The organism is Streptomyces sp. NPDC000134, assembly GCF_042899225.1.
GTDB lineage: Bacteria > Actinomycetota > Actinomycetes > Streptomycetales > Streptomycetaceae > Streptomyces.
Map to the genome: position 1 here is coordinate 142,903 of NZ_JBIAZN010000014.1, position 25,616 is coordinate 168,518.

A 25,616-nucleotide genomic window follows, 5' to 3' on the forward strand; every position below is an offset into this window, starting at 1 on the left:
GCGGGGCTCACAGGAAGGGCAGGGGCAGCGGGTTGAGCCGCGCCTCCGTCAGCGGGATCCGGCGCACGCCCATGGCGACCGGCGCCTGGAACACCCTCGGCCCGCCACGGCGGTGGAAGTCGCTGCGCAGCGTGATCGGGCACAGTCCGGGCACCACCGTCCTGACGACCGTCACCCCGCACTCGGCCACGTCGATGGGGGTGATGTCCACGGCCACCGCCTCGTGCCCGCGCGCCGCGAGCCGCCGTACGGCCTCCGTGACGTCCGCCGGCAGCCCGGCGGAGGGGCGTGGCGCCGGGACGGGGCGCAGCGGCCCCTCGTCCCAGAACGCCAGGTGCGCGAGCCGGTCGGGCGACCAGTAGAAGAGGGAGAACTCCTTCAGGGAGCTGAGCACGTCGTCCGGTCCGGGGATCGTCTCCCCCGCGTCGAGGTTCTCCTGCCACAGCCGGGCGCCCGCCCAGCCCAGGCACCCCTCCTCCAGGGCGCCGAGCAGGGCGGCATGGGGGTCGAGGTCCGCACGCGCGGAGTGCGTGACCACGGGCCGGCGGTCGGTGTGGCGGAGGAAGCGCACGCCGACCGCCGGGATGCCCAGATCCGTGGTCAGGTCCTTGGCGGTGACCGTCACGCCCTGGGCGCGCATGCGCTCCACGATGCGGCGGGCCGGTCCCTCGGGCAGCCCGTCCAGGTCGAGGGTGGGCAGGACGAGCCGGTTCTCCCAGAAGACCACGGAGGCGTCTCTCTCGACGGTCTCCATCAGGCCGCCGTGCACCGCGTGGTGGTAACTGCCGCCCGCCGCGAGGCCGGTGGAGATCGGGTCGTACCAGGCCCGGTGGCCGGGCGGGAAGCGGTAGGGCAGGTAGACCGCGCAGGCGGGGACGTACCGGGTCCGGCCGGTGGCCAGCGACCGGCCCGGCACCCAGTCGATCTCCGCTTCCGGGTCGTACGGGGCCAGTCGGTCGTGCCGGTCGTACTCCGCCGGCGAACCCAGGGGCAGCGAGCGGGGGTCGACCGCCTCCTCGCCCAGGGCGGCGGCGGAGGCGCGGACCAGCTTCGCCGGGTCGTAGACGCCCGCCGCATACCGTTCCAGGGTCTCGCCCACGGCGCAGACCCGGGCCGTCACCGGGTCGTTCTTGACCGCGCCGCCTCGTGCCTCGGCCGTGACGGGGGAGAACCAGTGCGTCTTCGTCATCCCGGCCGTACGCGCGTACGTCGCCTCCCCCAGCGCGTCGTCGCGCTCGTCCACCAGGAGGCGGAGCACGATGCCGGTGAGCGGGTCCACCGCGCCGCGCATCCGCTCCCAACTGACGGTGTCGTCGATGCCGTCGGGCTCGTCCTTGTGCCGGGGCTGCGTGGCGTGTCCGGCGCAGGCGGGGCAGCCCGGCAGGTGGAACAGGTCGTGTTCGGTGCGGGCCAGCGAGCCGTGCTCGACCTCGGTCAGGGTCGCGCGCCGGTGCGGGTTCGCGTCCTCCGGCGCCGCCCTCGGTCGCGGGTACGGGGTGCCGGGGCTCAGGAAAGTGAGCACCGCGTGGGCGAGCAGTCCCGCGGCGACCGTCGTGCTCGGCCAGGTGCCGGTGTCCGCCTCGCCGAGGAGGACGTCCAGGGGCAGGTCGGCGATCGGCTGCCAGACGTGGTTGGCCCGCAGCCGGCGCACCAGGCACACCGGACAGGGAGTACAGGGCGGGCTGAGGGTGGCGAAGAACAACCGGGTGGGCGTGTCGAGGTAGGCGACCAGCGGCGTCCCCGTCTCCAGCGCGCAGGCCACCCGCCGTACCAGTCGCTCCTCGGGCAGCGAGAGCGGCAGCACCGCGACGGCTGCCGGTGACATCCGGTCGTCGGGCACCACGGTCAGGCCCACGCGCTCCAGCAGCGCGCCCACCTCGCCGCCCGTGCCCTGGGGGGCGACGGCGACCGGCCGGTCGCGGAGGGCCGTCATCTCCCCGTAGAGCGGGTGGACGAGCCGGCCCGGCTCGTGCGCGAGTCCGCGTGAGCGCAGGCCGTGCACCACGTCCTCGGGAACGGCGTCGGCCGGCACCGCCTCGCCGCCGGTCCCGGGCGCGGGCACCCGGGCGGGGACGCGCAGGGTACCGGTGCTCGCGCAGACGTAGAGGTGGTCACCGCGCGGGACCAGGCGTACGTCGGGCCGCAGCTCGGTGCGGGCGTGGACATCCAAGGGGGCCGCCTTCCGGGAGGGCAGGGATGGGGGACGACGCTCGGCCCGGCGCCGGACGGCCGGGCCCGCGGCCGCGCGCCGCGACGCGCGGAGCGCCCCCGGCGGCGCTCGCACGCGGCCGGGGGCGCGGAGCCTCAGGAGGCTGCCGGCGCGGTGGTCACCAGCTCGGTGGGCTGGGGGGCCGCCCAGGACAGACAGCTATGGCCCGCGAATGCCTCCTCCGACTCCGGAATCGTCATTTCCTCGAACAGCGATTCGCCGTCCGTGTCGACGGGGTGTTTCGTCTGCTGCGTCATTTCCACCCTTTCGATTACGTGTCTCTTTTTCCTCTTTCGCTGAGCACTGCGACCGCGGAATCACCCCGGGGGCGGTTCCGCGATTCCATTGCAGGTGGCCGGGTGCCGGAAAAACAAGAGAATGCGGAAATAACCCCCCTAGCAGGTGGAAAGGAAGCTTTCGGGGCGCGCGGGGCGGCCAGGGGGCGCACTGGAAACCTCCCGCCGTGGCGCGGTGACCGACACCACAGCCCGCGGCCGGCGCCGGAAGGTTTGCCTCCGGTGGGAGTGGTGAGGCGGCAGGGATGTCCACCGCCTTCCTCAGCCCCGTGATCCAGGTAAGACGTGTGAGCGCCGGTGCGCGTTGTCCGGGAGCCGCGGTGGGGGCGATGTGACACAGACCACACACGCCGCGGCGGTCCCCACCGCGCCCTCCCGCCCCGCCCCCCGTCCCGCGACCGGCACCCGGGCCGAGCCGGCCGCCCGGCGCGACGCGTTCTTCGACAACGCCAAGTACCTGGCGATCGTGCTCGTGGCCGTCGGACACGCGTGGGAGCCGCTGCGCGACGGCAGCCGCGCCGTCACCGCGCTCTACACGCTCGTCTACGCCTTCCACATGCCGGCGTTCATCGTCATCTCCGGCTACTTCTCCCGGAACTTCGACGCGAGCCCCGGCCGGATCAAGCGGCTGGTCACCGGGGTCGCCGTGCCGTACGTCGTCTTCGAGACGGCGTACACCTTCTTCACCCGGTGGTCCGACGGCGAACCGGACCGGCCGATCAGCCTGCTGGACCCGCTGTACCTGACGTGGTTCCTGGCCGCGCTGTTCGTCTGGCGGCTGACCACGCCGTTCTGGAGAAGCGTGCGGTGGCCGCTGCCGCTGGCGCTCGCCGTGGCGATGCTGGCCACCCTCTCCCCCGACATCGGCGCCGACCTCGATCTTCAGCGGACCCTGCAGTTCCTGCCGTACTTCGTGCTGGGCCTGGCCCTGCGGCCCGAGCACTTCCGGTGGGTGCGCCGCCGGGCGGCGAGGCTGCTGGCGGTGCCGGTGTTCGCCGGGGCGCTGGCGGCGGCGTACTGGCTGGTGCCCCGGTTCGAGTACGCCTGGCTGTTCCACCGCAGCAGCGCCGAGCAGTTCGGGGTGCCCGCCTGGTACGGGCCGCTGATGACGCTGGCCCTGTTCGGCTGCTCGCTGCTGCTCGTCGCCTGCTTCCTGGCCTGGGTGCCGGGGCGCGCGACCTGGTTCACGGCACTGGGCTCCGGCACGCTGTACGGGTATCTGCTGCACGGCTTCGTCGTCCAGGCCGCCAACCACTGGCACTGGAGCCACGCCGCGTGGGTGAAGCAGCCGTACGGCGAGATCGCGGTCACCCTGGTGGCCGCCGCGGTCGTCACCCTGCTGTGCACGGCGCCGGTGCGGCGGGTGTTCCGCTGTGTGCTGGAGCCGAGGATGGACTGGGCGTTCCGGCGGCCGGCCGGCTGACCGTGGCGGCGCGCGTTCCCCCGGGCGTCCGGCTAGGTTGGGGGGACCGGCCCGGCCCGGACGGCCGCGCCCACGAGCCGCCCCGAGGACCGCCTTCGAGGAGAGCGCCCGCGTGAACCGGTTCCTGCGTCCGTTCCACTCCCTGTGGGACCGGCTGGCCGCCACCGCCCTCGTCCGGCGCGGCCGGGAGCTGGAGCTGATGCACCGGGCCATGGGCTTCGCCACGATCGCCCTGGTCACCCTGGCGCCGCTGCTGATCGTGGTGGCCGCAGCCGATCCGCTCGGGCGGGGCGGCTTCGCGGCCTGGCTGGCGGACGGCATGGGGCTGTCCGGGCGGTCCGCGCGGGTGCTCACCGACATCATCAGCCCGCCGCGCGAGGTCATCGGCACCACCAGCGTCTGGGGCGGTCTGCTGCTCGCCGTGTTCGGGGTGTCCTTCGCGGCGAGCGTGCAGAACGGGTACGAACGGATCTGGGGCCTGCCGTCGGGCCCCTGGCACCGGGTCTGGCGGCAGCTCACCTGGGTGGTGGCGCTGACCGCGTACCTCTATCAGGAGGTGCAGACGCGGACCACGCTGCACGGATCGGTGCGGATCGTGCTGTCGACGGTGACCGGCGTGCTGTTCTTCTGGTGGGGCCAGTACTTCCTGCTGGGCCGTCAGGTCCGCTGGCGGGACCTGCTGCCGGGGGCGGTCGCCACCATGGTCGGGCTGGTCGGGCTGCGGGGCTTCTCCTACCTGGTGTTCACGCCGCTGATCCTGGACAACGCGATCAGCTACGGCACGGTCGGCATCGTGCTGGTGGTGGAGTCCTGGCTGATCGGGGTGGGGTTCGTGGTGTTCGGGGGCGCCCTGGTCGGCCACTGGTTCCACGAGCACCACTGGTCGACCCGGGGCGGCCGCAAACGCGTCGCCTGACCGCGTCGCCGGGGGCCGTCCGGGACGGGCGGCGGGGTGGTCAACTCGCCTTCCCGGGCGGGGGCGTGAGCGGTCGCAGTACGATGATCGTCCACCCCGCGGTGCAGCGTCACCCCGGACATCGGAGCGTGCCATGACGACGGACAGTCCCCGGTCCCCGCAGCTCGACACCAGCAGGGCCCATCCCGCGCGGGTCTACGACTGGCTGCTGGGCGGCAAGGACAACTACCCCGTCGACGAGGCGGTGGGCCAGACCCTGCCGCCCGAGGCCCGGGACGCGGCGCGGCAGAACCGGGCGTTCATGCACCGCGCCGCCGCCCACCTCGCCGCCCAGGGCGTCGACCAGTTCCTCGACATCGGCACCGGCATCCCCACCGAGCCCAACCTCCACCAGATCGTCCAGCGGACGGTGCCGACGGCCAAGGTCGTCTACGCCGACAACGACCCGATCGTCCTGCGGCACGCCGAGGCCCTGCTGGTCAGCCACCACGAGGGCGTCACCGACTACATCCAGGCCGATGTGCGCGCCCCGGACGAGATCGTGCGGCACGCCCGGGGCGTCCTCGACTTCGACCGGCCGATCGCGCTGTCCCTGATCGCCCTGATGCACTTCGTCCCCGACGACCAGGACGCCCACGGCATCGTCCGCAGGCTGGTCGCCACCCTCGCCCCGGGCAGTCACCTGGTCCTCTCGCACGCCGCGATCGACCTCTTCCCGGAGCTGGCGGAGCAGGTCGTCGCCCAGTACGCCAAGGGCGGCATCCGGCTCGGCTTCCGCACCCGCGCGGAGGTCGCCCGGTTCTTCGACGGACTGGAACTGCTGCCGCCGGGCCTGGTGACGGCGACCGAGTGGTACGGGCCCGGACAGCGGCCGGCCGAGCCGGAGGACAGCGGCATCTACGCGGCGGTGGCCCGCATCCCCTAGCCACCGGGGAGGGCCTGTCGTCCGGATCACACCGCGGACGCGGGGTCTGGCACGACGAAGGCGCAGCCGGTTCCCCGCGGCCCGATCCGCACGACAGGTCCTAGCGCAGGAGGACGATCCCGGTCAGCGTCACCGCGCCGGCCATCAGCCGCAGGCGTCCGAAGGGTTCGCGGAAGAACACCGTGGCGATGACCGCGGCGACGAGGATGCCGGTCTCGCGCAGCGCGGCGACGGTGGCGACGTTGCCGTGCGCCTGCGCCCAGATCACCAGGCCGTAGGCGGCCATCGAGAGCGCCCCGCCCGCCAGCCCCGTACCGAGTACCGGGCGCATCTGGGCGAGCAGCGTCCCGCGCCGCCGGGCCAGCGCGATCAGCGGCAGGACGGGCCCCTGGCACAGGAAGAGCCAGCCGACGTAGGACAGGACGTCGCCGCCCTGCCGCACCCCCACGCTGTCCACCAGGGTGTAGGCGGCGATGATCAGACCGGTGCCCAGCGCGGCGCCCACGGCCGGGAGCCGGGCGCGGCCGATACCCCCGGATGCCAGGGCCAGGGCCCCGAGACCTCCGGACACCAGCAGTACGCCCGTCCCCTGGACCGGCGTGAGGGTGCCGTCCAGCAGCGTGACCGAGACCACCGCCACGAGGAGCGGGGCGACGCCCCGGGCCAGGGGGTACATCTGGCCGAAGTCCCCCAACTGGTAGGCCCGGAGCAGGAACAGGTGCGAGGCGACCTCCAGCGCGGCGGACGCCGCCAGGAACGGCCAGGCCCCGGCCGGGGGCAGCGGGGTGAAGCAGACCAGGAGGGCGGCGCAGCCGGTGTAGGCGCAGTTGATGAGCGCGAATCCGACCAGCTTGTCGGGGATGCGGTGGGCCATCGCGTTCCACACGGCGTGCAGCACGGCGGCGGTCAGGACGGCGGCCGGCACACCGACGGAGGCGGATACGGGCATGGCGGAGCGACCCCTTGAGAGGAGGGCGGGAACGAAATTCCACGCTAGGCTATGCCCATGGAACAGAATTCCGCGAGTGGGGGGCGCCTCTCCGCGCAGATCAGGGCGAAGCTGCCGGAGCTCCGCGACACCGAGGCCCGGGTGGCGCGGGTCGTCCTCGACCAGGGGGCCGCGCTGGTCCATCTGAGCGTCAGCGACGTGGCCGCCTTGGCCGGTACCGCGCCGTCCACGGTGGTGCGCGCCTGCCAGCGGCTGGGCTTCCGGGGCTTCCAGGAAGTGAAGATCGAGGCGGCCCGGCAGGTCACGCCGCCGCCTTCGCCGGCGCCGGACGACCCGGCCGCCCGCGCGCTCGCGGAGACCGTCCGGGCCTCCCGGGACGCGCTGGACGGTGTCGCCGCGACTCTGGGTCCCGCCGTGCTGTCCGCCGCCGCGGACGCGGTCCACGCGGCGCCGCGGATCGTCGTGGCGGCGGCCGGCCTCTCCAGCGCCGTGGCCCTCGACGCGGCCTACCGCCTGCGCGCCCTCGGCTGCGCCGTCGACGCTCCCGCCGACCCGCTCACCGCACAGCTCGCCGCCGCCCAGCTCCCCCCGGACGGGGTCTGCCTCGCGGTCAGCCATACGGGCGCCACGCGCACCACCGTCGACACCGCCCGCCGGGCCCGCGGGGCCGGGGCCGCCGTGGTGGCCCTCACCAGCTACGCCCGCTCACCGCTCAGCGAGACCAGCACCCATGTCCTCGTCGCCGGCGGCCAGGACCTCGTCTTCGGCCTGGAGACCTCCGCCAGCCGCATCGCCCACCTCGCCGCGGTGGACGCCCTCACCCACACCCTGATGGCGCTGCGCCCCGCGACGGCCCGGCGCCACCTCGACCTCTCCGCCGACATCACCGCCGACCACGCCTACTGAGACCGCGTGGGGGCCCGTCCGGGTCGCCGACGCCGCGACCGGCGTCGGCGACCTTCGAGAAGGCACCCGTCACGGCCGAACGCTTCCGGTCCTCAGCGCCGGCGGCCCCGCGCCGCCCAGCCGCTGCCGATCCCGGCGACGTGCAGGGCCACCAGGGCCAGCCCGACGAGCATGAAGTTGGTCGAGGTGAAGACGTCGTTGGTCGAGATGTCCGCGGCATTGATCAAAAAAGCGATGAGGAACAGAACCGCTCCGACTATGGCGAGCACGAGTACCTCCTCTGACGGACGGCGCCCTTCGCCGTCGTGACACCCGTATGCCCCGGGCCCGGCCCGGAACACGGCGCCGTCGGAACCCTCGGCACAGCCCGTACAGTGGAGTAACGGTCCTTTCCGGACATACCTCACGCCGCGGAGCCCCGATGCACCACCCGTCCATCCCCGAGGACAACGGCTCCGGCACGCTGTTCGAGCTCGACGCCCTGACGGAGGCGGCCGAGGAGGGGCCCTCGTTCCGCGACTCCCCCGCCGCCCGCAGGCTGCTGCCCGTGCGGGAGATCCACGCCGAGCCCGCGGCGGCCCGGTCGGCGCGCGGCCGGCAGATCCTCGCCCGCTTCCCCGGCGCCCGGCTGATCACGGTCGACTCCCACTGGCGCATCCCCGGGCTGCACGGCAACGAGGGCAACGTCGACCGCTGGGTCCGCGTCAAGGGCGAGACGCTGGTCCTCGGCGAACGCAAGACGCTCACCACCCGCCCCAACGGCCGCTCCGCCGACTGGATCGCGCCGGGCGCCTCCAACGGCTGCGCGATGGCCTGCGCGTACTGCTACGTACCGCGGCGCAAGGGGTACGCCAACCCGATCACCGTCTTCACCAACATCGACCGGATCGTCGCGCACCTCGGCCGGCACCTCGCCCGGCTCGGCCCGAAGACCGAGCCCAACCAGTGCGACCCGGACGCCTGGGTGTACGACATCGGCGAGAACGGCGACTGCTCGGTGGACGCCCTGATCAGCGACAACACCGCGGACCTGGTGCGCGCCTTCCGCCACTGGCCGACGGCCAAGGCCTCCTTCGCCACCAAGTTCGTCAACCCCGACCTGCTCGCCCTCGACCCGCGGGGCCGCACCCGCATCCGTTTCTCGCTGATGCCGCCGGACGACTCCCGGCTGCTGGACGTGCGCACCTCGCCGGTGGCCGAGCGGATCGCCGCCGCCGCGGACTTCCTGGACGCCGGGTACGAGGTGCACTTCAACCTCTCCCCCGTGGTCGTCCGCCCCGGGTGGCGGGAGGCGTGGGCACAGTTGCTGCGCCACCTCGACGACGTCCTGCCCGAGCGGGTGAAGCGGCAGGCCGCCGCCGAGGTGATCATGCTGACGCACAACCGGGACCTGCACGAGGTCAACCTGGGCTGGCACCCCCGCGCCGAGGAGGTGCTGTGGACGCCGGACCTCCAGCAGGCCAAGCGCTCGGAGAACGGGGCGCTCAACGTCCGCTACCGCAACGCGGTCAAGGCGGAGGCGGTGCAGACGCTCCGGGCGCTGATCGACACCCACGCGCCCTGGCTGCGCGTCAGGTACGCGTTCTGAGCGACCTCGCGTGACGAGCGGCGGCCCGGCCGGGCACGCCCCGCGAGCGACCTGGTTAGGTGAGGCGTACCTAACGTCGGATAATGTTGATCGCGCAACCACCTTCGCACGACATCCCGGGAGCCGGCCTTGCCGCACACCACCGACACCGCCGGCCGCGTCACCGGCGAGGGCTGGGCCGAACTGCGCTCGCGCGAGGAGTTGCGCGCCCTGCTGGGCGAGCCCTGGCCGATCGTGATCGACAAGGTGCACGACCGGCTGACCGACGAGGACCTGGACATCCTGGCCCGCTCCCCCTTCTGCCTGCTGGCCACCTCCGACGCGGACGGCAACTGCGACGTCTCCCCGCGCGGTGACGCCCCGGGCTTCACCCACGTCCTCGGCCCCGGCACCCTCGCCCTGCCGGACCGGCCCGGCAACCGGCGCGGGGACAGCTTCCACAACATCCTCGACAACCCCCACGCGGGACTGCTGTACCTGATCCCGGGCGGCAAGCAGGTGCTGCGCGTCAACGGGCGGGCCCGCGTCCTCACCGACGCCCCGTTCTTCGACGCGCTGGCCCGCGACGGGCGCCGCCCGGACTTGGCCCTCGTCCTGGACATCGACGAGATCTACCTGCACTGCCCGCAGTCCCTGAACCGCTCGGGCCTGTGGAAGTACCGCTCCACGCCGACGAGTTGAGACCGCCGCCCGGTCCCGCGGGCAGCGGCGCGGCGACGGTCCGGGGGGCCGCCGCTACCAGCACTTCTTAGGTTAGGCTAACCTTCGTATCGTGAGATCAGGTGAACAGGCGACCGGCGGCTCCCGACTGCGCGGTCATGAACTGACGGCCACGGACGTGACCGTGTCCTACGACGGCGTCGACGTCGTCCACGGCGCGGCGGTCACCCTCCGGCCCGGCGAGGTGACCGTCCTGGTCGGCCCGAACGGCAGCGGCAAGTCGACCCTGCTGCGGACCATCGCCCGCCTCCAGCGCCCGCGCAGCGCCACGCTGCGGATCGACGCGGACACCGACGCACTGGCACTGACGTCCCGTGAGTTCTCGCGGCACGTCGCCCTGCTGACCCAGAGCCGGCCCACGCCCGGTGGGCTGACCGTACGGGACGTCGTCGAGTTCGGCCGCTACCCCTACCGGGGACGCTGGGGCCGGCCCGACCCGGACGGCCCGGCGGCGGTGGACCGGGCGCTCGCCCTGACCGGCGTGTCGGACCTCGCCGACCGCGGCGCCGACCATCTGTCGGGCGGCCAGTTGCAGCGGGTCTGGCTCGCGAGCTGCCTCGCCCAGGAGACCGGAGTGGTGCTCCTGGACGAGCCCACCACCTATCTCGACCTGCGCTACCAGGTCGAACTCCTCGACCTCGTCCGCGACCTGGCCGACGACCACGGCATCGCCGTCGGCGTCGTCCTGCACGACCTCGACCAGGCGGCGGCCGTCGCCGACCGGATCACGCTGCTCCAGGCGGGCCGGATCGTCGCCGACGGCACGCCCGAGGACGTCCTGACCCCGGAGCGGCTCACCGCCGTCTACGGCATCCGCATCGAGGTCGGCCCCGACCCCCTCACCGGCCGTCTGCGCACCCGCGCGATCGGCCGTCACCACACCCGACGTGAAAGGCTCGGCACCACCACATGAGACGCGCTCTCCTCACCGCGGCCACCGCCACCGCCGCGGCGCTCACCCTCGCCGCCTGCGGCTCCACCGAGCCGGCCGCCGACAGCGCGGACAAGCCCGCGAAGGCCATCACCCTCACCGACGGCACCGGCGCGAAGGTGAAGCTCGACGGCCCGGCCACCAAGGTCGTCGCCACCGAGTGGAACGTCGTCGAGAGCCTCGTCTCGCTCGGCGTGGAGCCCGTCGGCGTCGCCGACGTCAAGGGCTACCGGGCCTGGGACTCCGCCGTCCCGCTGACCGACTCCCCCAAGGACATCGGCACCCGCGGCGAGCCCAGCACGGACACCGTCGCCGCGCTCGCGCCGGACCTCATCGTCGCCACCACCGACCTGCCGGCCTCCGCCGTGAAGCAGTTGAAGAAGATCGCCCCCGTGCTGTCGGTGAAGTCCGCCGACGGCACCGGCCAGATCGACCAGATGCTCGAGAACGTCGACCTCATCGCCGAGGCCACCGACACCACCGACCGGGCCGCGACGGTCCGCGAGGACTTCGAGGCGAAGGTCGCCGAGGGCAAGAAGGCCCTCGCCGACGCCGGCCTCGCGGGCACCGACCTCGCCTTCGCCGACGGTTACGTCACCTCCAACCAGGTTTCCATCCGCCCGTACACCGCCACCTCGCTCATCGGTGAGGTCAACGAGGCGATCGGCCTGAAGAACGCCTGGACCGTCAAGGGCGACGCCGCCTACGGCCTCGGCGCCACCGACGTCGAGGGCCTGACCGGTCTGCCCGAGGACACGCAGTTCGCGTACATCGGCAACGACCAGGACAAGAACGCCACCCCGTTCACCGGCGCGCTCGCCGAGAACTCGGTGTGGAAGTCCCTGCCCTTCGTGAAGGCCGGCGACGTGCACCGGCTGGACGACGGCATCTGGATGTTCGGCGGGCCCGGGTCGATGTCGACGTACATCGACTCCGTCGTCGACGCGCTGACGAAGTAGCTAGGCCATGGCCGTCACCGCAACGAAACCCGCCGTCCGGCCGCCGGCGGCTCCCACCCCCCGGTCGGGCGCGTCCGCGGTGACGGCCGTGCTCGTCCTCCTGGTCGCCGTCCTCGCCGTGCTGGACCTCACCCAGGGCACCTCCGCCGTGGGACCCGCCGAGGTGTGGAAGGCGTTCACCGGACGGGCCGACGCCTCCGACGCGTCGGTCGTCGTCGCCTCCCGGCTGCCCCGGGCCGCCGCCGGACTGCTGGTCGGCGCCGTCCTCGGCGTCGCCGGCGCCGTCCTTCAGACGGTCAGCCGCAACGTGCTCGCCTCGCCCGACACCCTCGCCGTCAACGCCGGTTCCTACCTGGCGCTCGGCCTGGTGGGCGCCACCGGCGTCTCGCTGCCGCTGCTCGCCTCCTCCGGCGTCGCCTTCGCCGGCGGACTGGCCGCGGCGGCGATCGTCCTCGGCCTGTCCGGCCTGGGCACCGGCACCGTCCGGCTGGTCCTGGCCGGCACCGCGCTGATGCTCGGCCTGAACTCCGTCACCGAGGGACTGCTCCTGCTGTTCCCCGAGCAGACCGAGGGCCTCTACCAGTGGAACCAGGGCAGCATCGGCCAGAACGGCTTCGACGGCGTCCTGCAGATGCTGCCCGTCGCCGCGGCCGGCCTCGTCGGACTCCTGCTGACGGCCCGCCGGATCGACGCGCTCGCCCTCGGCGACGACGCGGCGCGCGGCCTGGGCGTGCCCGTGCGGGCCACCCGCGTCACCGTGGTCACGCTGGCCTCGCTGCTGTCCGCGGCGGCGGTCACCCTGGCCGGGCCGATCGGCTTCGTCGGCCTGTGCGCGCCCGCCCTGGTACGGCCGCTGGCCCGCCGGTTCCGCGGCTTCGCCCGCTCGCGCGGCAGCCTGCCCGCCGCCGCGCTGACCGGCGCGGTGCTGGTCCTCGGCTCGGACGTGCTGCTGCGGGCGCTGGTCCCGGACGACCTGTCGGTGGCGGTGCCCACGGGCGTGGTCACCAGCCTGGTCGGCGCGGTGTTCCTGGTCGCGACGGCGCTGAGGCTGCGGGACACCGGCGGTGCCGGGGCGCCGGACCGGTTGCGCGTCCCGGGCCGGGCGGCGTTCCTGACCGCGCTGGCGGTCCTCGTCGTCGCGCTGGCCGGCGTCGCGGTCGCCGCGGTCCTGATCGGCGACAGCAAGCTGCTGCTGGGCGATGTCGCCAACTGGGCGCAGGGCCGGGCCGGGCGGACCGTCTCCTTCGTCCTGGACACCCGGGTGCCCCGGGTGCTCGCCGCGCTGTGCGCCGGTGCCGCGCTCGCCCTCGCGGGCACGCTGGTGCAGGCCGTGACCCGCAATCCGCTCGCCGACCCGAGCGTCCTCGGCGTCTCGGGCGGCGCGGCGCTCGGTGCCGTACTGCTGGTGACGACCGCGCCCGTCGCGGCGGGCTGGAGCATCGCCGGGGCCGCGTTCGCCGGGGCGGGCGCCGCCGCGGTGGTCGTCTTCGGGCTCGCCGCCCGGGGCGGGTTCCAGCAGAACCGGCTGGTCCTGGTGGGCATCGGCGTCGCCTCCGGCACCACCGCGACGATCAGCCTGCTCATCGTGCTGACCGACCCGTTCAACGCGACCAAGGCGCTGACCTGGCTGTCGGGTTCCACCTACGGGCGGTCCCTGCCGGACGTGGTGCCGGTGGCGCTGGCGCTGGTCCTGGGCACCGCCGTCGCCGTCGCCCGGCGCACCGAGCTTGACCTGGTCTCGCTGGACGAGGACACGCCCCGGCTGCTCGGACTGCGCCTGGCACCGGGCCGCCTGGGGTTCCTGGTGGTGAGCGTGCTGCTCAGCGCGACCGCCGTGGCCTGCGCGGGCACCATCGGCTTCGTCGGCCTGGTCGCCCCGCACGCGGCCCGCGCCCTGGTGGGCCGGCGCCATGTGCGGGTGATCCCGGTCGCGATGCTGCTCGGCGCCACACTGGTCTGCGCCGCCGATCTGCTGGGCCGCACGGTGATCGCCCCGGCCCAGGTGGGCGCCGGTCTGATGACCGCGGTGATCGGCACGCCGTACTTCCTCTACCTGCTGGTACGCAGCCGCCGCTGAGGGCGTCCGGGCGGGCTTGTTAGACGGAGAGTCAAGTTACTGAACCGTAATATGCCGGGTGCTACCCAGGGTAACCCCTGTCTCGGTACGGTCCCGTCACCCTCACCGGTGCAAGCGCTTCCCCAGGAGGTCCGCCATGCCCGTACGCCCCACCCTGCTCGCCGCGGCCACCGCCGCCGTCGCCCTCGCGCTCGGCGCCCAGGCCGTTCCCGCCACCGCGGCCGACGTCTCGGCGTCGGTGGTCTCCCGCGGTGTGGAGATACCCGAGTTCTACAACCCGCCGTCGACGCTGCCCGAGGCCGACGGCGCGCTGGTGCGCAGCGAGCCGCTCCGCCTCGCCCTGAGCCTGCCGAGCCTGGGCGGCCCGCTGCCGGGCCGGGCGACCCGGCTGATGTACAAGTCCACCGACGCCGGCGGCGGCCCGGTCGCCGTCACCGGCGCCTACATCGAACCGACCGCCCAGTGGCGCGGCGACGGCCCGCGCCCGCTGGTCGTGGTCGCCCCCGGCACCATGGGCCAGGGCGACCAGTGCGCCGCCTCGATGGGCCTGGAGCACCCGCTGCGACTCAACGGCGAGACGGTGTCGGTGGGATACGAGGACCTGTCGGTCTACCGGCTGCTCGCCCGGGGCGTCGCCGTCGTCGTCACCGACTACGTGGGCCTCGGCGCCACCGACCGGCTGCACACCTACGTCAACCGCGTCGACGGCGCGCACGCCGTACTGGACGCCGTCCGCGCCGCCCGGTCCCTGGCGTCGGCCTCCGTCACCGACGACTCGCCGGTGGGCCTGTTCGGCTACAGCCAGGGCGGCGGCGCGGCCGCCGCGGCGGCCGAACTCCAGTCCAGCTACGCCCCGGACGTGGAACTGGCCGGCACCTACTCGGGTGCGCCGCCCGCCGATCTGACCGAGGTCACCGCGGGCATAGACGGCAGCGACCTGGCGGGCGCGCTGGGCTGGTCGCTCAACGGCTTCCTGCAGACCGAGCCCGCGCTGCGGCCGATCGCCGATCGCTACCTCAACCAGGCGGGCCGGGAGGCGCTGGCGGATCTGTCCACCGCGTGCGTGGGCGACGCCCTGTTCGGCTACGCCTACCGGCGCAGCAGTTCCTGGACCACCACCGGGCAGTCGCTGGGCGACATCATCAAGGCCGAGCCCACCCTCCAGGCGTTCCTGGCGAAGCAGCGCATCGGCACGAAGAAGCCGGCGGGCCCGGTCCGGGTGGCCACCGGCGTCAACGACAATCTGGTGCCGCACGGTCAGGCCCGCCGGATGGCCGCCGACTGGTGCGCGCTGGGCGGGAAGGTCAGCTACGACCCGGTGCTGCTGCCCAGTGTGGGCAACGCCCTGCTCAACCACTTCGGGCCGCTGCTGAGCGACCAGGGCGACGCGATCTCCTGGCTCACCGACCGGCTCTCGGGTGAGCCGGCCGGGTCCAACTGCCGCGTCCTTCCGCTGCTGCCCTGAACCGCTCCCGGCTCACTTGGTGGTGAGCATGCCCTCGCGCAGCTTGGCGAGGGTGCGGGAGAGCAGCCGGGAGACGTGCATCTGGGAGACGCCGAGACGCTCGCCGATCTGGGCCTGGGTCAGCTCCTCCACGAACCGCATGTGGATGATCTGCCGGTCGCGGTCGGCGAGCTGGGCGATCAGCGGGGCGAGCGCGTGGAAGTCCTCCACCAGCTCCAGCGCCGCGTCCTCGGTGCCGATGAAGTCGGCGAGCACGGTCTCGCCGTCCTCGCTGCCGCCGAGCGCGGCGTCCAGGGAGGAGGAGTTGTAGCCGTTGGCGGCCAGCCGGGCCTCCACGACCTCGTCCTCGGACAGGCTCATCAGCTCGGCCAGTTCCCGCACGGTCGGGGTGCGACCCAGGCGGCTGCGCAGCTCGTCGGTCGCCTTGGCGAGTTCCACCCGCGCCTCCTGGAGCCGGCGCGGCACGTGCACGGCCCAGGAGGTGTCCCGGAAGAAGCGCTTGATCTCGCCGACGATGTACGGCACGGCGAAGGAGGTGAACTCCACCTCGCGGGTCAGCTCGAACCGGTCGATCGCCTTGATCAGGCCGATCATGCCGACCTGCACGATGTCCTCGCGCTCCTCCGGGCCCCGGCTGCGGAACCGGGAGGCCGCGTACCGCACGAGCGACATGTTCATCTCGATCAGCGTGTTGCGCGCGTACTGGTATTCGGGGGTGCCCTCCTCCAGCACCGCGAGCTGGTCGAAGAAGAGCCGCGACAGCTCGCGGGCGTCCTTGGGGGCCACCTTCGAGGGGTCGGCGACCGTGGGCAGCCGGACCGCTTCCTCCTGGACGTCCGTCGTCCGCGTCATCGCCGCCGTCATGATGTGCCCTCCCGAGTCGTCCGGTCCCCGTACCTGCCGGTCCGAACCGGCAACAGGTCGCTTACCCCGACTTCGCGCCGGCACTCCTGGTGACGCTCGTCACACTCCGGTCCCCGGTCGGTACGATCGCGGCGGCGGGCGAGGGAGGAGCGGGCGTGGCGGCCAGACCCAGGATCAAGGACGTGGCGGAGTACGCGGGCGTCTCCCCCAAGACCGTCTCCAACGTGATCAACGACTTCGAGCATGTGTCGGAGCGGACCCGGGCCGCCGTCCGGGAGGCCATCGAGGCGCTCGGCTACTGCGTCAACCTCGCCGGGCGGCAACTGCGCCGGGGCCGTACGGGCATGATCACGCTGGCGGTGCCGGAGCTGGACGTCGCCTACTTCGCGGAGCTGGCCAAGCATGTGACGGCCGAGGCGGACCGGCGGGGCCTGACGGTGCTGCTGCACCAGACCGGCGGGGTGCGCGAGCGCGAGCTGGCCGTGCTGCGCGGGTTCGACGCGCAGTTCTCCGACGGGGTGGTGCTCAGCCCGCTCGCCCTGCTGCCCGGGGACCTGACCGGCCGGGACCGGCGGCTGCCGGTGGTGCTGCTCGGGGAGCGGCCCGCCGAGGAGGGCACCGACCACGTCGGCATCGACAACGTGCGGGCCGCCCGCGAGGCCACCGAGCACCTGCTGGCCCGGGGCCGCCGCCGGATCGCCGTGCTCGGCGGCGCGGCCCGCGGCCGGCAGGGCACCGGCAGGCTGCGCACCGACGGCTACCGGGAGGCGCTGGCCGCGGCCGGGCTGCCGTTCGACCCGGAGCTGGTGGTGCCGGCCGCGGAGTACCACTGGCGGGACGGCGCCCGGGTCGCGGCCGGGGTGCTGCGCTCGCCCCGGCCGCCGGACGCGCTGCTGTGCATGAACGACCAGCTCGCGCTGGGGGCGCTGCGGGCGGCGCACGAGAACGGGCGGCCGGTGCCGGGCGACCTCGACGTGGTGGGGTTCGACGACATCGAGGCCGCGCGGTTCAGCGTGCCGACGCTGACCAGCGTCGCGCCGGACAAGCGGGGGATCGCGCGGGCCGCGGTGTCGCTGCTGCTGGCCCGCGTCGACCGGCCGGAGGCGGCGCAGGCCCGGCACGAGGTGGCCGGGCACCGGCTCGTCGTCCGGGAGAGCAGCGGCGGCGGACGGCCCCGGGCCGGCTCGTAGCCGTTCCGGCGCGGCCGCACCGACTTCCCGCTGTCGTTCCGGCGCCCCCCGCCGTCGCTCCGGCGCGGCGCACCGACCCCCCGCTCCCCTCCCCCGCCACCTGTTCGGCCCTGCTCCCGCCGTCCCGTCCGCCCGTCGTGGTCCGGCGCACACCACCGGCCCCGTGTGGGTCGCGCGCAGCCGGGCAGCAGCCCTGGCGTGCGCCGGACGATCAATGCGGCGCAGAATTCGCTTAGGCGAAAACGGTGAACGGAACGAAAGGCGGCAGTGTGGTCGACGCCAAGCCCGACGGCCGGTCGGGTCCCCTGGGCCGGATCAAGACGCCGAAAGCAGTCGCGAAGCTGCCCCGGCAGGTCCGGGATGAGCTGACCCGTCGGCTCCGGCGGAACAAGGGCGCCTTCCGCGAGGAGGACGTACAGGTCGTCGAGGCCCCTCTGCTGAAACGCGCGGTGGGCGCCTCCGCGCTCGGCAACTGCATGGAGTGGTTCGACTTCGGGGTCTACAGCTATCTCGCCGCCACCATCGGCAAGGTGTTCTTCCCCGGCGCCTCACCGGGCGCCCAGCTCATCTCCTCGTTCGCGACCTTCGCCGCGGCGTTCGTGGTCCGTCCGCTGGGCGGTCTGGTCTTCGGCCCGCTCGGGGACCGCGTCGGGCGGCAGAAGGTGCTCGCCACCACCATGATCATGATGGCGGCCGGCACCTTCGCCATCGGTCTGATCCCCAGCTACGCGACGATCGGCATGGCGGCTCCGGTCCTGCTGCTGCTCGCCCGGATGGTCCAGGGCTTCTCCACCGGCGGCGAGTACGGCGGCGCCACCACCTTCGTCGCGGAGTACTCGCCGGACCGCCGCCGCGGCTTCCTGTCCAGTTGGCTGGATTTCGGCACCTTCGTCGGCTACGCCCTCGGCTCGGCGCTGGTCACCGTGCTGAACCTGGCGCTCAGCGACGACCAGATGCTCTCCTGGGGCTGGCGGCTGCCCTTCCTGATCGCCGGTCCGCTGGGCGTCATCGGCCTCTACATGCGGATGAAGCTGGAGGAGTCCCCCGCCTTCCAGCAGCAGTTGGACGAGCACGAGAAGAGCCTCGCGCAGGAGTCGGCGGGCAGCGAGTTCCGGACCATCGTCAAGCGGCACTGGCGGCCCCTGCTGATCTGCATGGGCCTGGTGCTGCTCTACAACGTCACCAACTACATGGTCACCGGCTACCTGCCGACGTACCAGACCGAGACGGTGGGCCGCTCCAGCGGTTTCGCCGACATCCTGGTGCTCATCGGGATGCTGTGGATCGTGCTGCTGATCACCTTCCTCGGACGGCTCAGCGACCATGTGGGCAGGCGCCCGCTGTACGCGGTCGGCGCGGCGGCGATGATCGTGCTGGCGGTGCCCGCGTTCCTGCTGCTGAAGTCGGACGGCACGGCCGGTCCCGTCCTCGGGGTGCTGCTGCTGTCCACGCTGCTGGCCTGCTTCGCCGCGCCGAGCGCGGCCACGCTGCCCGCGCTGTTCCCGACGGCGGTGCGGTACGCGGCGATGGGCATCGGCTTCAACCTCGCCGTCGCCGCGTTCGGCGGAACCACCCCGCTGTTCACCGAGGCCCTGGTCAACGCCACCGGCAACGACCTGGTCCCCGCGTACTACCTGATGGTGGCCGGGGTGATCGGGCTGATCACCGTGAAGTTCCTGCCGGAGAGCGCGCAGGTGCCGCTGCACGGCTCGCAGCCGATGGTGGGGTCGCGGTCCGAGCAGCGGGAGCTGATCTCCACCTCCCAGGAGCTCTACCGCTTCTCCAAGGAGCGCTCCAAGGCCCGCTGACCCCCGCCCGGCGCGGCGCCGCGGCGCCGGGACAGCGCGCCCGAGCCGAGAGCGACCCCGGCGCAGACCAGGGCGCTGCCCGCGAGCTGGGCGGGGCCGTAGGCACCGGTGCCGGCCAGCGGGGCGGTGCCGGCGGCGGCGACCGGGATGAGCCCGGAGAACAGGGTGGCGCGCTCGGCGCCGATGCGCTGCATCCCGGCGTACCAGCAGACGAAGCCGACGACGGTGACCACGACCGCCTGCCACAGCAGCGCCGCCGCCTCGGTGGCGTCCGGCGGGCGCAGCCATCCGGTGCCGTCGGCCAGCACCCCGGCCGCCGCCGACTCCGCGGCGGCGATCCCGCACACGGCGGCGGACAGCAGCTTCGGCCCCAGCGGACGTACGACGGGCACCGCGAGCACGGCGAACCCGACCTCGCCGAGCAGGGCGCACGCGGAGAACGCGAGCCCGGCGCCGTCGGTGCGGCCCCAGCCCTGCACGGTGAACGCCCCGAAGGCCACCAGCAGCGCCCCGTACAGCACCGGGCGCCGGGGCCGGCGGCCGTCCAGCAGGGGCACCAGGACGGCGACCACGACGGGCGCGCAGCCGACCAGCACGCCGGGGACCGCCGGTTCGGCGGTGCGCTCGGCGGCCAGCACGGCGAGGTTGAAGCCGACCATGCCGACGGCCGCGAGCAGCGCCAGCCGCACCCACTGCCGGGGCCGCAGCGCGGCCAGCCTCCTCCTGGCGTCGGTCCGGTCGAGCAGCGGCACGAGCAGGACGCAGGCGAGGGCGTAGCGCAGGAACTGGCCGCCCGCGTACGGGTAGTCGCCGAGCAGGCTGTTGGCGGTGAAGGAGCCGCCGACGAGGACACAGGCGAACGCGGCGGACAGGGCGCCGCGCGTGGTGGTGGCGTTCATGGCAGTGACGTTAGGCAGCGCGGTGGTCCCCTTCGAGGGCCACTGGCGGGGCGCTGTCGGGGACCAATCGGCAACCGGGGACGGTCAGATGTCGTGGCGCGGGGACCGGTCGGAGGCGGGCCAGAGGTAGGGCAGGTCGTCGGGGACGCCGGGGAAGAGCGGGGCGTAGGTGTCGGGGTCCTTGCGGACCAGGGCCGAGCGGTGGCTGACGTGGAAGGCGTCGTCGCCGAGCCAGGGCGGCAGTTCCCCGGCGCGGGCCAGTTCCGCCTGGTCGCGGACGGGCGCGCCGGGGTGGAGGTCGGCGAGCCCGGCGACCAGGGAGGCGGCGACGCTGTCCTGGTGTCCCAGGTCCCGCCAGACCCGGCAGATCTCCAGGCCGTAGCGGACCAGGGCCTCCTCGTACCCGGTCCACATCCGCACCGCCGGGTGCCGGCGCCAGCCGTAGCCGGGGACGGTCAGGCCGCGCAGGACCTGGAGGGCCTCGACGCGCTGTTTGCCCAGGCGGCGGCGGTCCAGGACGAGGGCCGACTCGTGGAAGCCGGGGTGCGGCAGGAAGGTCTGCACGGTGTGCTCCTCGCGGGTCAGCCGGGGAAGAGGCCCCGGTCGAGGAGGTGCCGGCGCCGTTCGGCGTAGGCGAGGTCGTCGCGCCACAGGCGGCCGGCGGCGGCGCTCATCAGGGGCCGCAGGGCGGGCGCGAGCCGCCGGGCGAGGGCGAAGCCGGGCCGGTCGGAGGTGGCGAGGACGGCCTCGGTGACGGCGGTGCGGGGCCGGCCCCGGTCGTCGGGGCCGAGGGGGGTGGCGTGGGTCTCGACGACGGAGCCGGTGCCCTCGCCCTCGGTGATCCGCATGACCACGGTACGGGGGCCGGGCGCGGTGAACTCGGCGCGGACCGGGACGACCAGGCGCCGGGTGATCCGGAAGGAGACGTCCACCAGGAAGCGGTCGTCCGCGCCGGTCCCGCCGGGTTCCGCGACGACGGTGAGGTCGGTGAAGGAGTACGGGTGGAACCAGGCGCCGTGCCAGGGGTCGAGACGGTTGGCGATCACGTCCTCGGGGGCGCAGCGGCCCACGCCCCGCCACACGGACCGCACGGCCGAGGCCAGCGGGGGCCGCGGGGGCGGCACGGGGGCGTCGGTGGGCTCCTCGCCGCCCGCCCGGTCGAGGCGGACCCAGGCGAGGACGCCGTCGTCGTGCACGGGGAGGGGTTGCCATCCGGCGTACGGGGTGCCGTCGAGGGCGAGTCCGTGCCAGTGGCAGACGAGCGTGCCGCACCGCACCGGGCTGTCGGCCAGCGGCGCCCCGAGGTGCGGGCAGACGCCCGGTCCGCCGACCAGACGGCCGCCGGCGTCCCGCCACAGGACGACCTCGACGCCCGCGACGGTCTCCGCGAGCGGCCGGCCGGGCCGTGCGCCGGGGGCGGCGCCGACGACGTACCAGTTGCCGCCGCGGCGCGCGCCGGCCCGCTCGAGCGCCGCGGCGATGACGGCCGGCCGGGCCTCGCGCCAGGTCGGGCGCTGCCGCTCCCAGGGCACGGGGCGGCGGCCGAACCGCAGGGGGTAGCGGCCCTTGCGGGGCTCCGTGCTCATCCGGTGTCCTCCCGCGGGTCGTGGGCGCGGCGGGCGCGCAGTCTGGCCGCGAGCACCCGGGTGAGTCCGCCGGCGGCGACGGCCGCGCGGCGCCGGCGCGGGACCACGGCCCGCCGGTGCAGCACCGCGTGCCCGCCCTCGCGGATGGTGTCGAGGATGTTGCGGTAGAGCACGTAGGCGGTGCGGATGCACGGCCGGGCCACCGGGTCCAGCATGGCGAGTCCTGGCGCGGCCCGGCGGTAGACGGACCGGGTGAGGTCCTCGGCCGCCCGCAGCGCAGCGGTGATGCGGGGGTCGTGGCGGCCGGTGCGCCGGCTCCACTCCAGCAGGGCCCGGTCGACGCCGTGCGCGGCCAGCAGGTCCGCCGGGAGGTAGACCCGGCCGCGGTCCAGGTCCTCGCCGACGTCCCGCAGGAAGTTGGTCAGTTGGAAGGCGACGCCGAGGGCGGCGGCGTGCGGGGCGGCGGTGGCGCGGGCGGTGACGGTGCCCAGCACGGGCAGCATCTGCAGGCCGATCACCGCGGCCGAGCCGTGCATGTAGGCGCGCAGGTCGGCGTAGGTGGCGTACTCGGTGACCGTGAGGTCGCTGCGCATGGACGCCATGAAGTCGGTGAAGTGGGCGGGGTCGATGGCGTGGCGGGCGGCGGTGTCGGCGACGGCGAGGACCACCGGTTCGCCGGCCGGGCGGCCGCCCGCCAGGGCCGCGCGCAGGTGGGTGTCGAGCCGGTCGAGGGCGGCGGCGCGCTCGGCGGCGGTGGCGTCCGCGTCGAGGTCGTCGACGATGTCGTCGGCGTGGCGGGCGAACCCGTACAGGGCGTGCACGGCCGGCCGGCGGTCGGCGGGCAGCAGCCGGGTGGCCAGGAAGTAGGTGCGTCCGTGGCGGGCGTTGAGCTGTCGGCAGCGGGTGTAGGCGGCGCGCAGGGACGGGTCGGTGATGCCGGCGGCGTCGAGTTCGCGGCGGGTCATCGGCCACCGCCCGGCCGGCCGGTGACGCGGGCGGCGGCGAGCTTGCCGGAGAGCAGCACGGTGGGCACGCCGACGCCCGGGGTGGTGCCGCAGCCGGCCAGGACCGCGTTGACGGTGCCGCGCACCAGGTTGCGGGGCCGGAAGGGGCCGGTCTGGGCGAAGGTGTGGGCCACGGAGAACGGCGTTCCGGCGGCGTGGCCCAGGGCGGTCCAGTCGGCGGGGGTCACCAGGCACTCCTCCTCGATGGCGGCGGCCAGTCCGGGCAGCCCCCGGCGTTCCAGGGTGGTGAGCAGGCTCGCCCGGTAGCGGGGCCCGAGGGCGCTCCAGGTGTCGGCGGCGGGTCCGATGTCGGTGTTGGGGCAGGGGGCGAGGACGTAGTGGAGGTGCCTGCCCTCGGGGGCGAGCGTGGGGTCGCCGGCCGTGGGGCGGGTGATCAGCAGGGACGGGTCGCTCATCAGGGTGCCGGTGCGGGTGAGTTCGTCGAAGGTGCGTCCCCAGGCGGCGCCGAAGGACAGGGTGTGGTGCGCCAGGTGGGGCCAGGTGCGGGTGGTGCCGGCGTGCAGGACGACGGCGGAGGGCGCGTGCCGCAGGCGGACCGGGCGGCGGGGGCGGCGGCCCAGCAGCCTGTGGACGACCGGGAGGTCGGGGGTGAGGACGACGGCGTCGCAGGGCAGGCGGCCTTCGGCGGTGACGACGGCGGTGACGCGGTCGCCGGAGCGTTCCAGCGCGGTGACGTCCTGGCCGAGGCGCAGGTCGGCGCCGGCCTCGGCGGCCGCGGCGGCCATCGCCCGGGGCAGGGCGTGCATGCCGCCGCGCGGGAACCAGACGCCCGCGACGGTGTCCATGTAGGCGATGACGGCGTACGCGGCCAGCGCGCGGGCCGGTGCCACCCCGGCGTACAGGGACTGGAAGGAGAACACCCGGCGCAGCCTCTCGTCGCGGAGGAACCGTCCGATGCGCGTGTCGAGCCTGCCGAAGCCGCCGAGGGCGGCGAGCCGGGCCAGGTCGGGGGTGAGCAGGCCGAGCGGGGAGTCGAAGTTGGCGTCGATGAACCGGCGGCGCTGCACGGCGTACACCCGGGTCAGCCAGGTCCGCAGCTCGCGGTACCCGGCCGCTTCCCGGGCCCCGGCGAACCGTTCGACCTCCGCCTCCATGGCGGCGGCGTCGGTGTGCACGTCGAGGGAGCTGCCGTCGGCGAAGCGGGCCCGGTAGGCGGGGTGCAGCGGGATCAGGTCGACACGGTCGCGCAGGCGTTCGCCGACCGCCGCGAACGCCTCGTCGGCCAGGTCCGGCATGGTCAGCACGGTGGGCCCGGTGTCCATGCGGTAGCCGCCGCGGTCCAGCCGCCCGGCCCGGCCGCCGGGCAGCGGCGCGCGCTCCACGACGGTCACCCGCCGCCCGGCGCCCAGCAGGTGCAGGGCGGCGGAGAGGCCCGCGAGGCCCGCCCCCACCACCACCACGTGATCGGTGCGGCCCGGCACGGTCCGTGTCATCGCGGCCCCTTGCGGGCGCCGGCCCGGCCAGGGCGGGTCCCCTGCATCCCGTGTCCTCTCGTCGCTGGGCTCGGCGGAACGGTACGGCGCTACGTCTTCCCCGGCCGGGGAAGGCGGCACCGGGGTTGGTCCGATCACGTACGTCACTCACCCGCCCGGCGGACACCCGGCGCGTCGTCCACCGCGTGCCCCGGTCCGGGGCGGGCACGCGCGGGGCATACTCCCGGGCGGCGGAGCGACGGCGAGGAGGCGGGTGTGCTGGACGCGGACATCGTCATCGTCGGTGCCGGGGCGGCCGGCCTGTCGCTGGCGCACCGGCTGCCGGTGCCCGCGCGGGACCGCCCGGCCCCGTCCGTCGTTCTGCTCACCGCGCCCGCCGGGCCGCTGACGCCGCCGTCGCGGACCTGGTGTTTCTGGGAGCCGGGCGCGGGCCGCTTCGACCGGGCGGTGACGGCGTCCTGGGAGTGGCTGCGGGTGCGCGGCCGGAACGGGGCGGTGGTGCGGCGGCACATCGCGCCGGTGCGGTACAAGATGATCCGCTCCGACGACTTCGAGGCCCTGGTCGACCGTGACCTGGCCGGGCGGCCGGGGGTGCGGCGCGTGACGGCCACCGTCGGCGCGGTGACCGCGCTGCCCGGCGGGGACGCGCGGGTGCGGGCCACCGGCGCGGGCGGCGCGCCGCTGGAGCTGCGGGCCCGCTGGGTGTTCGACTCCCGGCCGCCGGAGCGCCCGCCGCCCGCCCGGACCCGGCTGCTCCAGCACTTCCGCGGCTGGTTCGTCCGCACCGAGCGGCCGGTGTTCGACCCCGGGGTGGTCGACCTGATGGACTTCCGCACCGGGCAGCCGGACCGGGGCCTGTCCTTCGGGTACGTCCTGCCCACCGGGCGCCGCACGGCCCTGGTGGAGTACACGGAGTTCGGGCCCGCCCCGCTCCCGGCGGAGGCGTACGACCTGGCCCTGGACGACTACACCGGCCGGGTCCTGGGCGCCGGGGCGGTCCGGGTGCTGGCGACGGAACAGGGCGTCATCCCGATGACCGACGCCGTGTTCCCGCCACCGTCCGGGCCGGTCTTCCGGATCGGCGTGGCGGGCGGGGCGACCCGGCCCTCCACCGGCTACACCTTCGCCGCCGTGCAGCGGCAGTCGCAGGCCGTCGCCGACGCCGTGCGCGGGGGCCGCCGCCCGGTGCCGCCGGCCGCGCATCCGGGCCGGGCCCGGCTGATGGACGCGGTGCTGCTGCGCGCCCTGGACACCGGCCGGGTCGACGGCCCCGATCTCTTCCTGCGCCTGTTCGCCCACGTACCGGCCGGGCGCCTGCTGCGCTTCCTCGACGGCCGGACCCGGCTGTACGAGGACCTCGCGGTCGGTGTCCGCGTCCCCGTCCTGCCCATGCTGCGCACGGCGGCGGAGCTGCCCTGGCTGCGCCGCCGCCCCGCCCCCTGACCCG

At 74.5% G+C, this 25,616-nt stretch carries 23 protein-coding genes; 13 read left to right on the forward strand and 10 right to left on the reverse strand.

The window, feature by feature from the left end; translation table 11 throughout:
- Positions 1–7 precede the first annotated feature (7 nt).
- Together ACFY32_RS21995 and ACFY32_RS22000 are read right to left on the reverse strand one after the other, a co-directional pair.
- Positions 8–2,170 carry a YcaO-like family protein gene (locus ACFY32_RS21995; RefSeq protein WP_359195212.1) on the reverse strand — a complete coding sequence of 721 codons (2,163 nt, stop codon included), beginning with the start codon at positions 2,168–2,170 and terminating at the stop codon, positions 8–10.
- A 134-nt stretch (positions 2,171–2,304) separates the two neighbouring features.
- Positions 2,305–2,466 carry an azolemycin family RiPP peptide gene (locus ACFY32_RS22000; RefSeq protein WP_359195209.1) on the reverse strand — a complete coding sequence of 54 codons (162 nt, stop codon included), beginning with the start codon at positions 2,464–2,466 and terminating at the stop codon, positions 2,305–2,307.
- 370 nt (positions 2,467–2,836) lie between these two features.
- Here ACFY32_RS22000 and ACFY32_RS22005 point away from each other — a divergent pair, with 370 nt between their 5' ends.
- From ACFY32_RS22005 to ACFY32_RS22015, 3 genes are all read left to right on the forward strand, one after another.
- Positions 2,837–3,928: an acyltransferase family protein gene (locus ACFY32_RS22005; RefSeq protein ID WP_359195206.1), complete on the forward strand. Its 1,092-nt coding sequence runs from the start codon at positions 2,837–2,839 to the stop codon at positions 3,926–3,928.
- A gap of 112 nt (positions 3,929–4,040) precedes the next feature.
- On the forward strand, positions 4,041–4,844 hold the full coding sequence (locus tag ACFY32_RS22010) for a ribonuclease BN (RefSeq protein WP_390675030.1): 804 nt from the start codon (positions 4,041–4,043) through the stop codon (positions 4,842–4,844).
- A 133-nt stretch (positions 4,845–4,977) separates the two neighbouring features.
- Positions 4,978–5,769: an SAM-dependent methyltransferase gene (locus ACFY32_RS22015; protein WP_359195201.1), complete on the forward strand. Its 792-nt coding sequence runs from the start codon at positions 4,978–4,980 to the stop codon at positions 5,767–5,769.
- Positions 5,770–5,869: 100 nt separating this feature from the next.
- Here ACFY32_RS22015 and ACFY32_RS22020 read toward each other — a convergent pair whose 3' ends face one another.
- Complete coding sequence (locus ACFY32_RS22020; protein ID WP_390675031.1) at positions 5,870–6,718, reverse strand: EamA family transporter; 849 nt, start codon at positions 6,716–6,718, stop codon at positions 5,870–5,872.
- 57 nt (positions 6,719–6,775) lie between these two features.
- Here ACFY32_RS22020 and ACFY32_RS22025 point away from each other — a divergent pair, with 57 nt between their 5' ends.
- Positions 6,776–7,624, forward strand: coding sequence for a MurR/RpiR family transcriptional regulator (locus ACFY32_RS22025; protein ID WP_390675032.1), 849 nt, complete (start codon positions 6,776–6,778; stop codon positions 7,622–7,624).
- A 92-nt stretch (positions 7,625–7,716) separates the two neighbouring features.
- Here ACFY32_RS22025 and ACFY32_RS22030 read toward each other — a convergent pair whose 3' ends face one another.
- A complete protein-coding gene (locus ACFY32_RS22030) occupies positions 7,717–7,893 on the reverse strand; it encodes a hypothetical protein (RefSeq protein WP_190203654.1) in 177 nt (58 codons plus the stop codon).
- Between the two features lie 152 nt (positions 7,894–8,045).
- On the opposite strand from ACFY32_RS22030, the gene ACFY32_RS22035 reads away from it, so the two are divergent.
- From ACFY32_RS22035 to ACFY32_RS22060, 6 genes are all read left to right on the forward strand, one after another.
- On the forward strand, positions 8,046–9,212 hold the full coding sequence (locus ACFY32_RS22035) for a spore photoproduct lyase family protein (protein WP_359195191.1): 1,167 nt from the start codon (positions 8,046–8,048) through the stop codon (positions 9,210–9,212).
- Positions 9,213–9,341: 129 nt separating this feature from the next.
- Entirely contained in the window at positions 9,342–9,893 is a 552-nt protein-coding gene (locus ACFY32_RS22040) for an MSMEG_1061 family FMN-dependent PPOX-type flavoprotein (protein WP_390675033.1), read from the forward strand.
- Positions 9,894–9,984: 91 nt separating this feature from the next.
- On the forward strand, positions 9,985–10,845 hold the full coding sequence (locus tag ACFY32_RS22045) for an ABC transporter ATP-binding protein (RefSeq protein WP_359195185.1): 861 nt from the start codon (positions 9,985–9,987) through the stop codon (positions 10,843–10,845).
- A complete protein-coding gene (locus tag ACFY32_RS22050) occupies positions 10,842–11,822 on the forward strand; it encodes an iron-siderophore ABC transporter substrate-binding protein (protein WP_359195183.1) in 981 nt (326 codons plus the stop codon). Before ACFY32_RS22045 ends, ACFY32_RS22050 begins: the two co-directional genes overlap by 4 nt.
- A 7-nt stretch (positions 11,823–11,829) precedes the next feature.
- A complete protein-coding gene (locus ACFY32_RS22055; protein WP_390675034.1) occupies positions 11,830–13,899 on the forward strand; it encodes an iron ABC transporter permease in 2,070 nt (689 codons plus the stop codon).
- 136 nt (positions 13,900–14,035) lie between these two features.
- Complete coding sequence (locus ACFY32_RS22060; protein WP_390675035.1) at positions 14,036–15,364, forward strand: lipase family protein; 1,329 nt, start codon at positions 14,036–14,038, stop codon at positions 15,362–15,364.
- Positions 15,365–15,376: 12 nt separating this feature from the next.
- Here ACFY32_RS22060 and ACFY32_RS22065 read toward each other — a convergent pair whose 3' ends face one another.
- Entirely contained in the window at positions 15,377–16,228 is an 852-nt protein-coding gene (locus ACFY32_RS22065; RefSeq protein ID WP_390675036.1) for an RNA polymerase sigma factor SigF, read from the reverse strand.
- A 155-nt stretch (positions 16,229–16,383) separates the two neighbouring features.
- Here ACFY32_RS22065 and ACFY32_RS22070 point away from each other — a divergent pair, with 155 nt between their 5' ends.
- Together ACFY32_RS22070 and ACFY32_RS22075 are read left to right on the forward strand one after the other, a co-directional pair.
- Entirely contained in the window at positions 16,384–17,418 is a 1,035-nt protein-coding gene (locus tag ACFY32_RS22070; RefSeq protein ID WP_390675037.1) for a LacI family DNA-binding transcriptional regulator, read from the forward strand.
- A 269-nt stretch (positions 17,419–17,687) separates the two neighbouring features.
- Positions 17,688–19,226, forward strand: a complete 1,539-nt coding sequence (locus tag ACFY32_RS22075; RefSeq protein ID WP_359195475.1) for an MFS transporter — start codon at positions 17,688–17,690, stop codon at positions 19,224–19,226.
- Here the strand turns inward: ACFY32_RS22075 and ACFY32_RS22080 are convergent.
- The 5 genes from ACFY32_RS22080 to crtI form a co-directional block, all read right to left on the reverse strand.
- Positions 19,190–20,125 carry a DMT family transporter gene (locus tag ACFY32_RS22080; protein WP_390675038.1) on the reverse strand — a complete coding sequence of 312 codons (936 nt, stop codon included), beginning with the start codon at positions 20,123–20,125 and terminating at the stop codon, positions 19,190–19,192. The genes ACFY32_RS22075 and ACFY32_RS22080 overlap by 37 nt on opposite strands.
- A gap of 84 nt (positions 20,126–20,209) precedes the next feature.
- Positions 20,210–20,689 carry an MSMEG_6728 family protein gene (locus ACFY32_RS22085; RefSeq protein WP_390675039.1) on the reverse strand — a complete coding sequence of 160 codons (480 nt, stop codon included), beginning with the start codon at positions 20,687–20,689 and terminating at the stop codon, positions 20,210–20,212.
- A 17-nt stretch (positions 20,690–20,706) separates the two neighbouring features.
- Positions 20,707–21,711, reverse strand: a complete 1,005-nt coding sequence (locus ACFY32_RS22090; RefSeq protein ID WP_359195163.1) for a DUF5914 domain-containing protein — start codon at positions 21,709–21,711, stop codon at positions 20,707–20,709.
- Positions 21,708–22,676 carry a phytoene/squalene synthase family protein gene (locus ACFY32_RS22095; protein WP_390675040.1) on the reverse strand — a complete coding sequence of 323 codons (969 nt, stop codon included), beginning with the start codon at positions 22,674–22,676 and terminating at the stop codon, positions 21,708–21,710. The genes ACFY32_RS22090 and ACFY32_RS22095 overlap by 4 nt, the downstream gene beginning before the upstream one ends.
- Entirely contained in the window at positions 22,673–24,169 is a 1,497-nt protein-coding gene (gene crtI, locus ACFY32_RS22100) for a phytoene desaturase family protein (protein WP_390675042.1), read from the reverse strand. Before crtI ends, ACFY32_RS22095 begins: the two co-directional genes overlap by 4 nt.
- Positions 24,170–24,424: 255 nt before the next feature.
- On the opposite strand from crtI, the gene ACFY32_RS22105 reads away from it, so the two are divergent.
- On the forward strand, positions 24,425–25,612 hold the full coding sequence (locus tag ACFY32_RS22105; RefSeq protein ID WP_390675043.1) for a lycopene cyclase family protein: 1,188 nt from the start codon (positions 24,425–24,427) through the stop codon (positions 25,610–25,612).
- Positions 25,613–25,616 lie beyond the last annotated feature (4 nt).

What these genes read in the sequence shown, in the direction of transcription:
- ACFY32_RS22000 (WP_359195209.1), bottom strand. Translation starts at nt 2,466, where the DNA reads ATGACGCAGCAGACGAAACACCCCGTCGACACGGACGGCGAATCGCTG.
- ACFY32_RS22015 (WP_359195201.1), top strand. Translation starts at nt 4,978, where the DNA reads ATGACGACGGACAGTCCCCGGTCCCCGCAGCTCGACACCAGCAGGGCC.
- ACFY32_RS22020 (WP_390675031.1), bottom strand. Translation starts at nt 6,718, where the DNA reads ATGCCCGTATCCGCCTCCGTCGGTGTGCCGGCCGCCGTCCTGACCGCC.
- ACFY32_RS22025 (WP_390675032.1), top strand. Translation starts at nt 6,776, where the DNA reads ATGGAACAGAATTCCGCGAGTGGGGGGCGCCTCTCCGCGCAGATCAGG.
- ACFY32_RS22035 (WP_359195191.1), top strand. Translation starts at nt 8,046, where the DNA reads ATGCACCACCCGTCCATCCCCGAGGACAACGGCTCCGGCACGCTGTTC.
- ACFY32_RS22050 (WP_359195183.1), top strand. Translation starts at nt 10,842, where the DNA reads ATGAGACGCGCTCTCCTCACCGCGGCCACCGCCACCGCCGCGGCGCTC.
- ACFY32_RS22055 (WP_390675034.1), top strand. Translation starts at nt 11,830, where the DNA reads ATGGCCGTCACCGCAACGAAACCCGCCGTCCGGCCGCCGGCGGCTCCC.
- ACFY32_RS22060 (WP_390675035.1), top strand. Translation starts at nt 14,036, where the DNA reads ATGCCCGTACGCCCCACCCTGCTCGCCGCGGCCACCGCCGCCGTCGCC.
- ACFY32_RS22065 (WP_390675036.1), bottom strand. Translation starts at nt 16,228, where the DNA reads ATGACGGCGGCGATGACGCGGACGACGGACGTCCAGGAGGAAGCGGTC.
- ACFY32_RS22080 (WP_390675038.1), bottom strand. Translation starts at nt 20,125, where the DNA reads ATGAACGCCACCACCACGCGCGGCGCCCTGTCCGCCGCGTTCGCCTGT.
- ACFY32_RS22090 (WP_359195163.1), bottom strand. Translation starts at nt 21,711, where the DNA reads ATGAGCACGGAGCCCCGCAAGGGCCGCTACCCCCTGCGGTTCGGCCGC.
- ACFY32_RS22095 (WP_390675040.1), bottom strand. Translation starts at nt 22,676, where the DNA reads ATGACCCGCCGCGAACTCGACGCCGCCGGCATCACCGACCCGTCCCTG.
- crtI (WP_390675042.1), bottom strand. Translation starts at nt 24,169, where the DNA reads ATGACACGGACCGTGCCGGGCCGCACCGATCACGTGGTGGTGGTGGGG.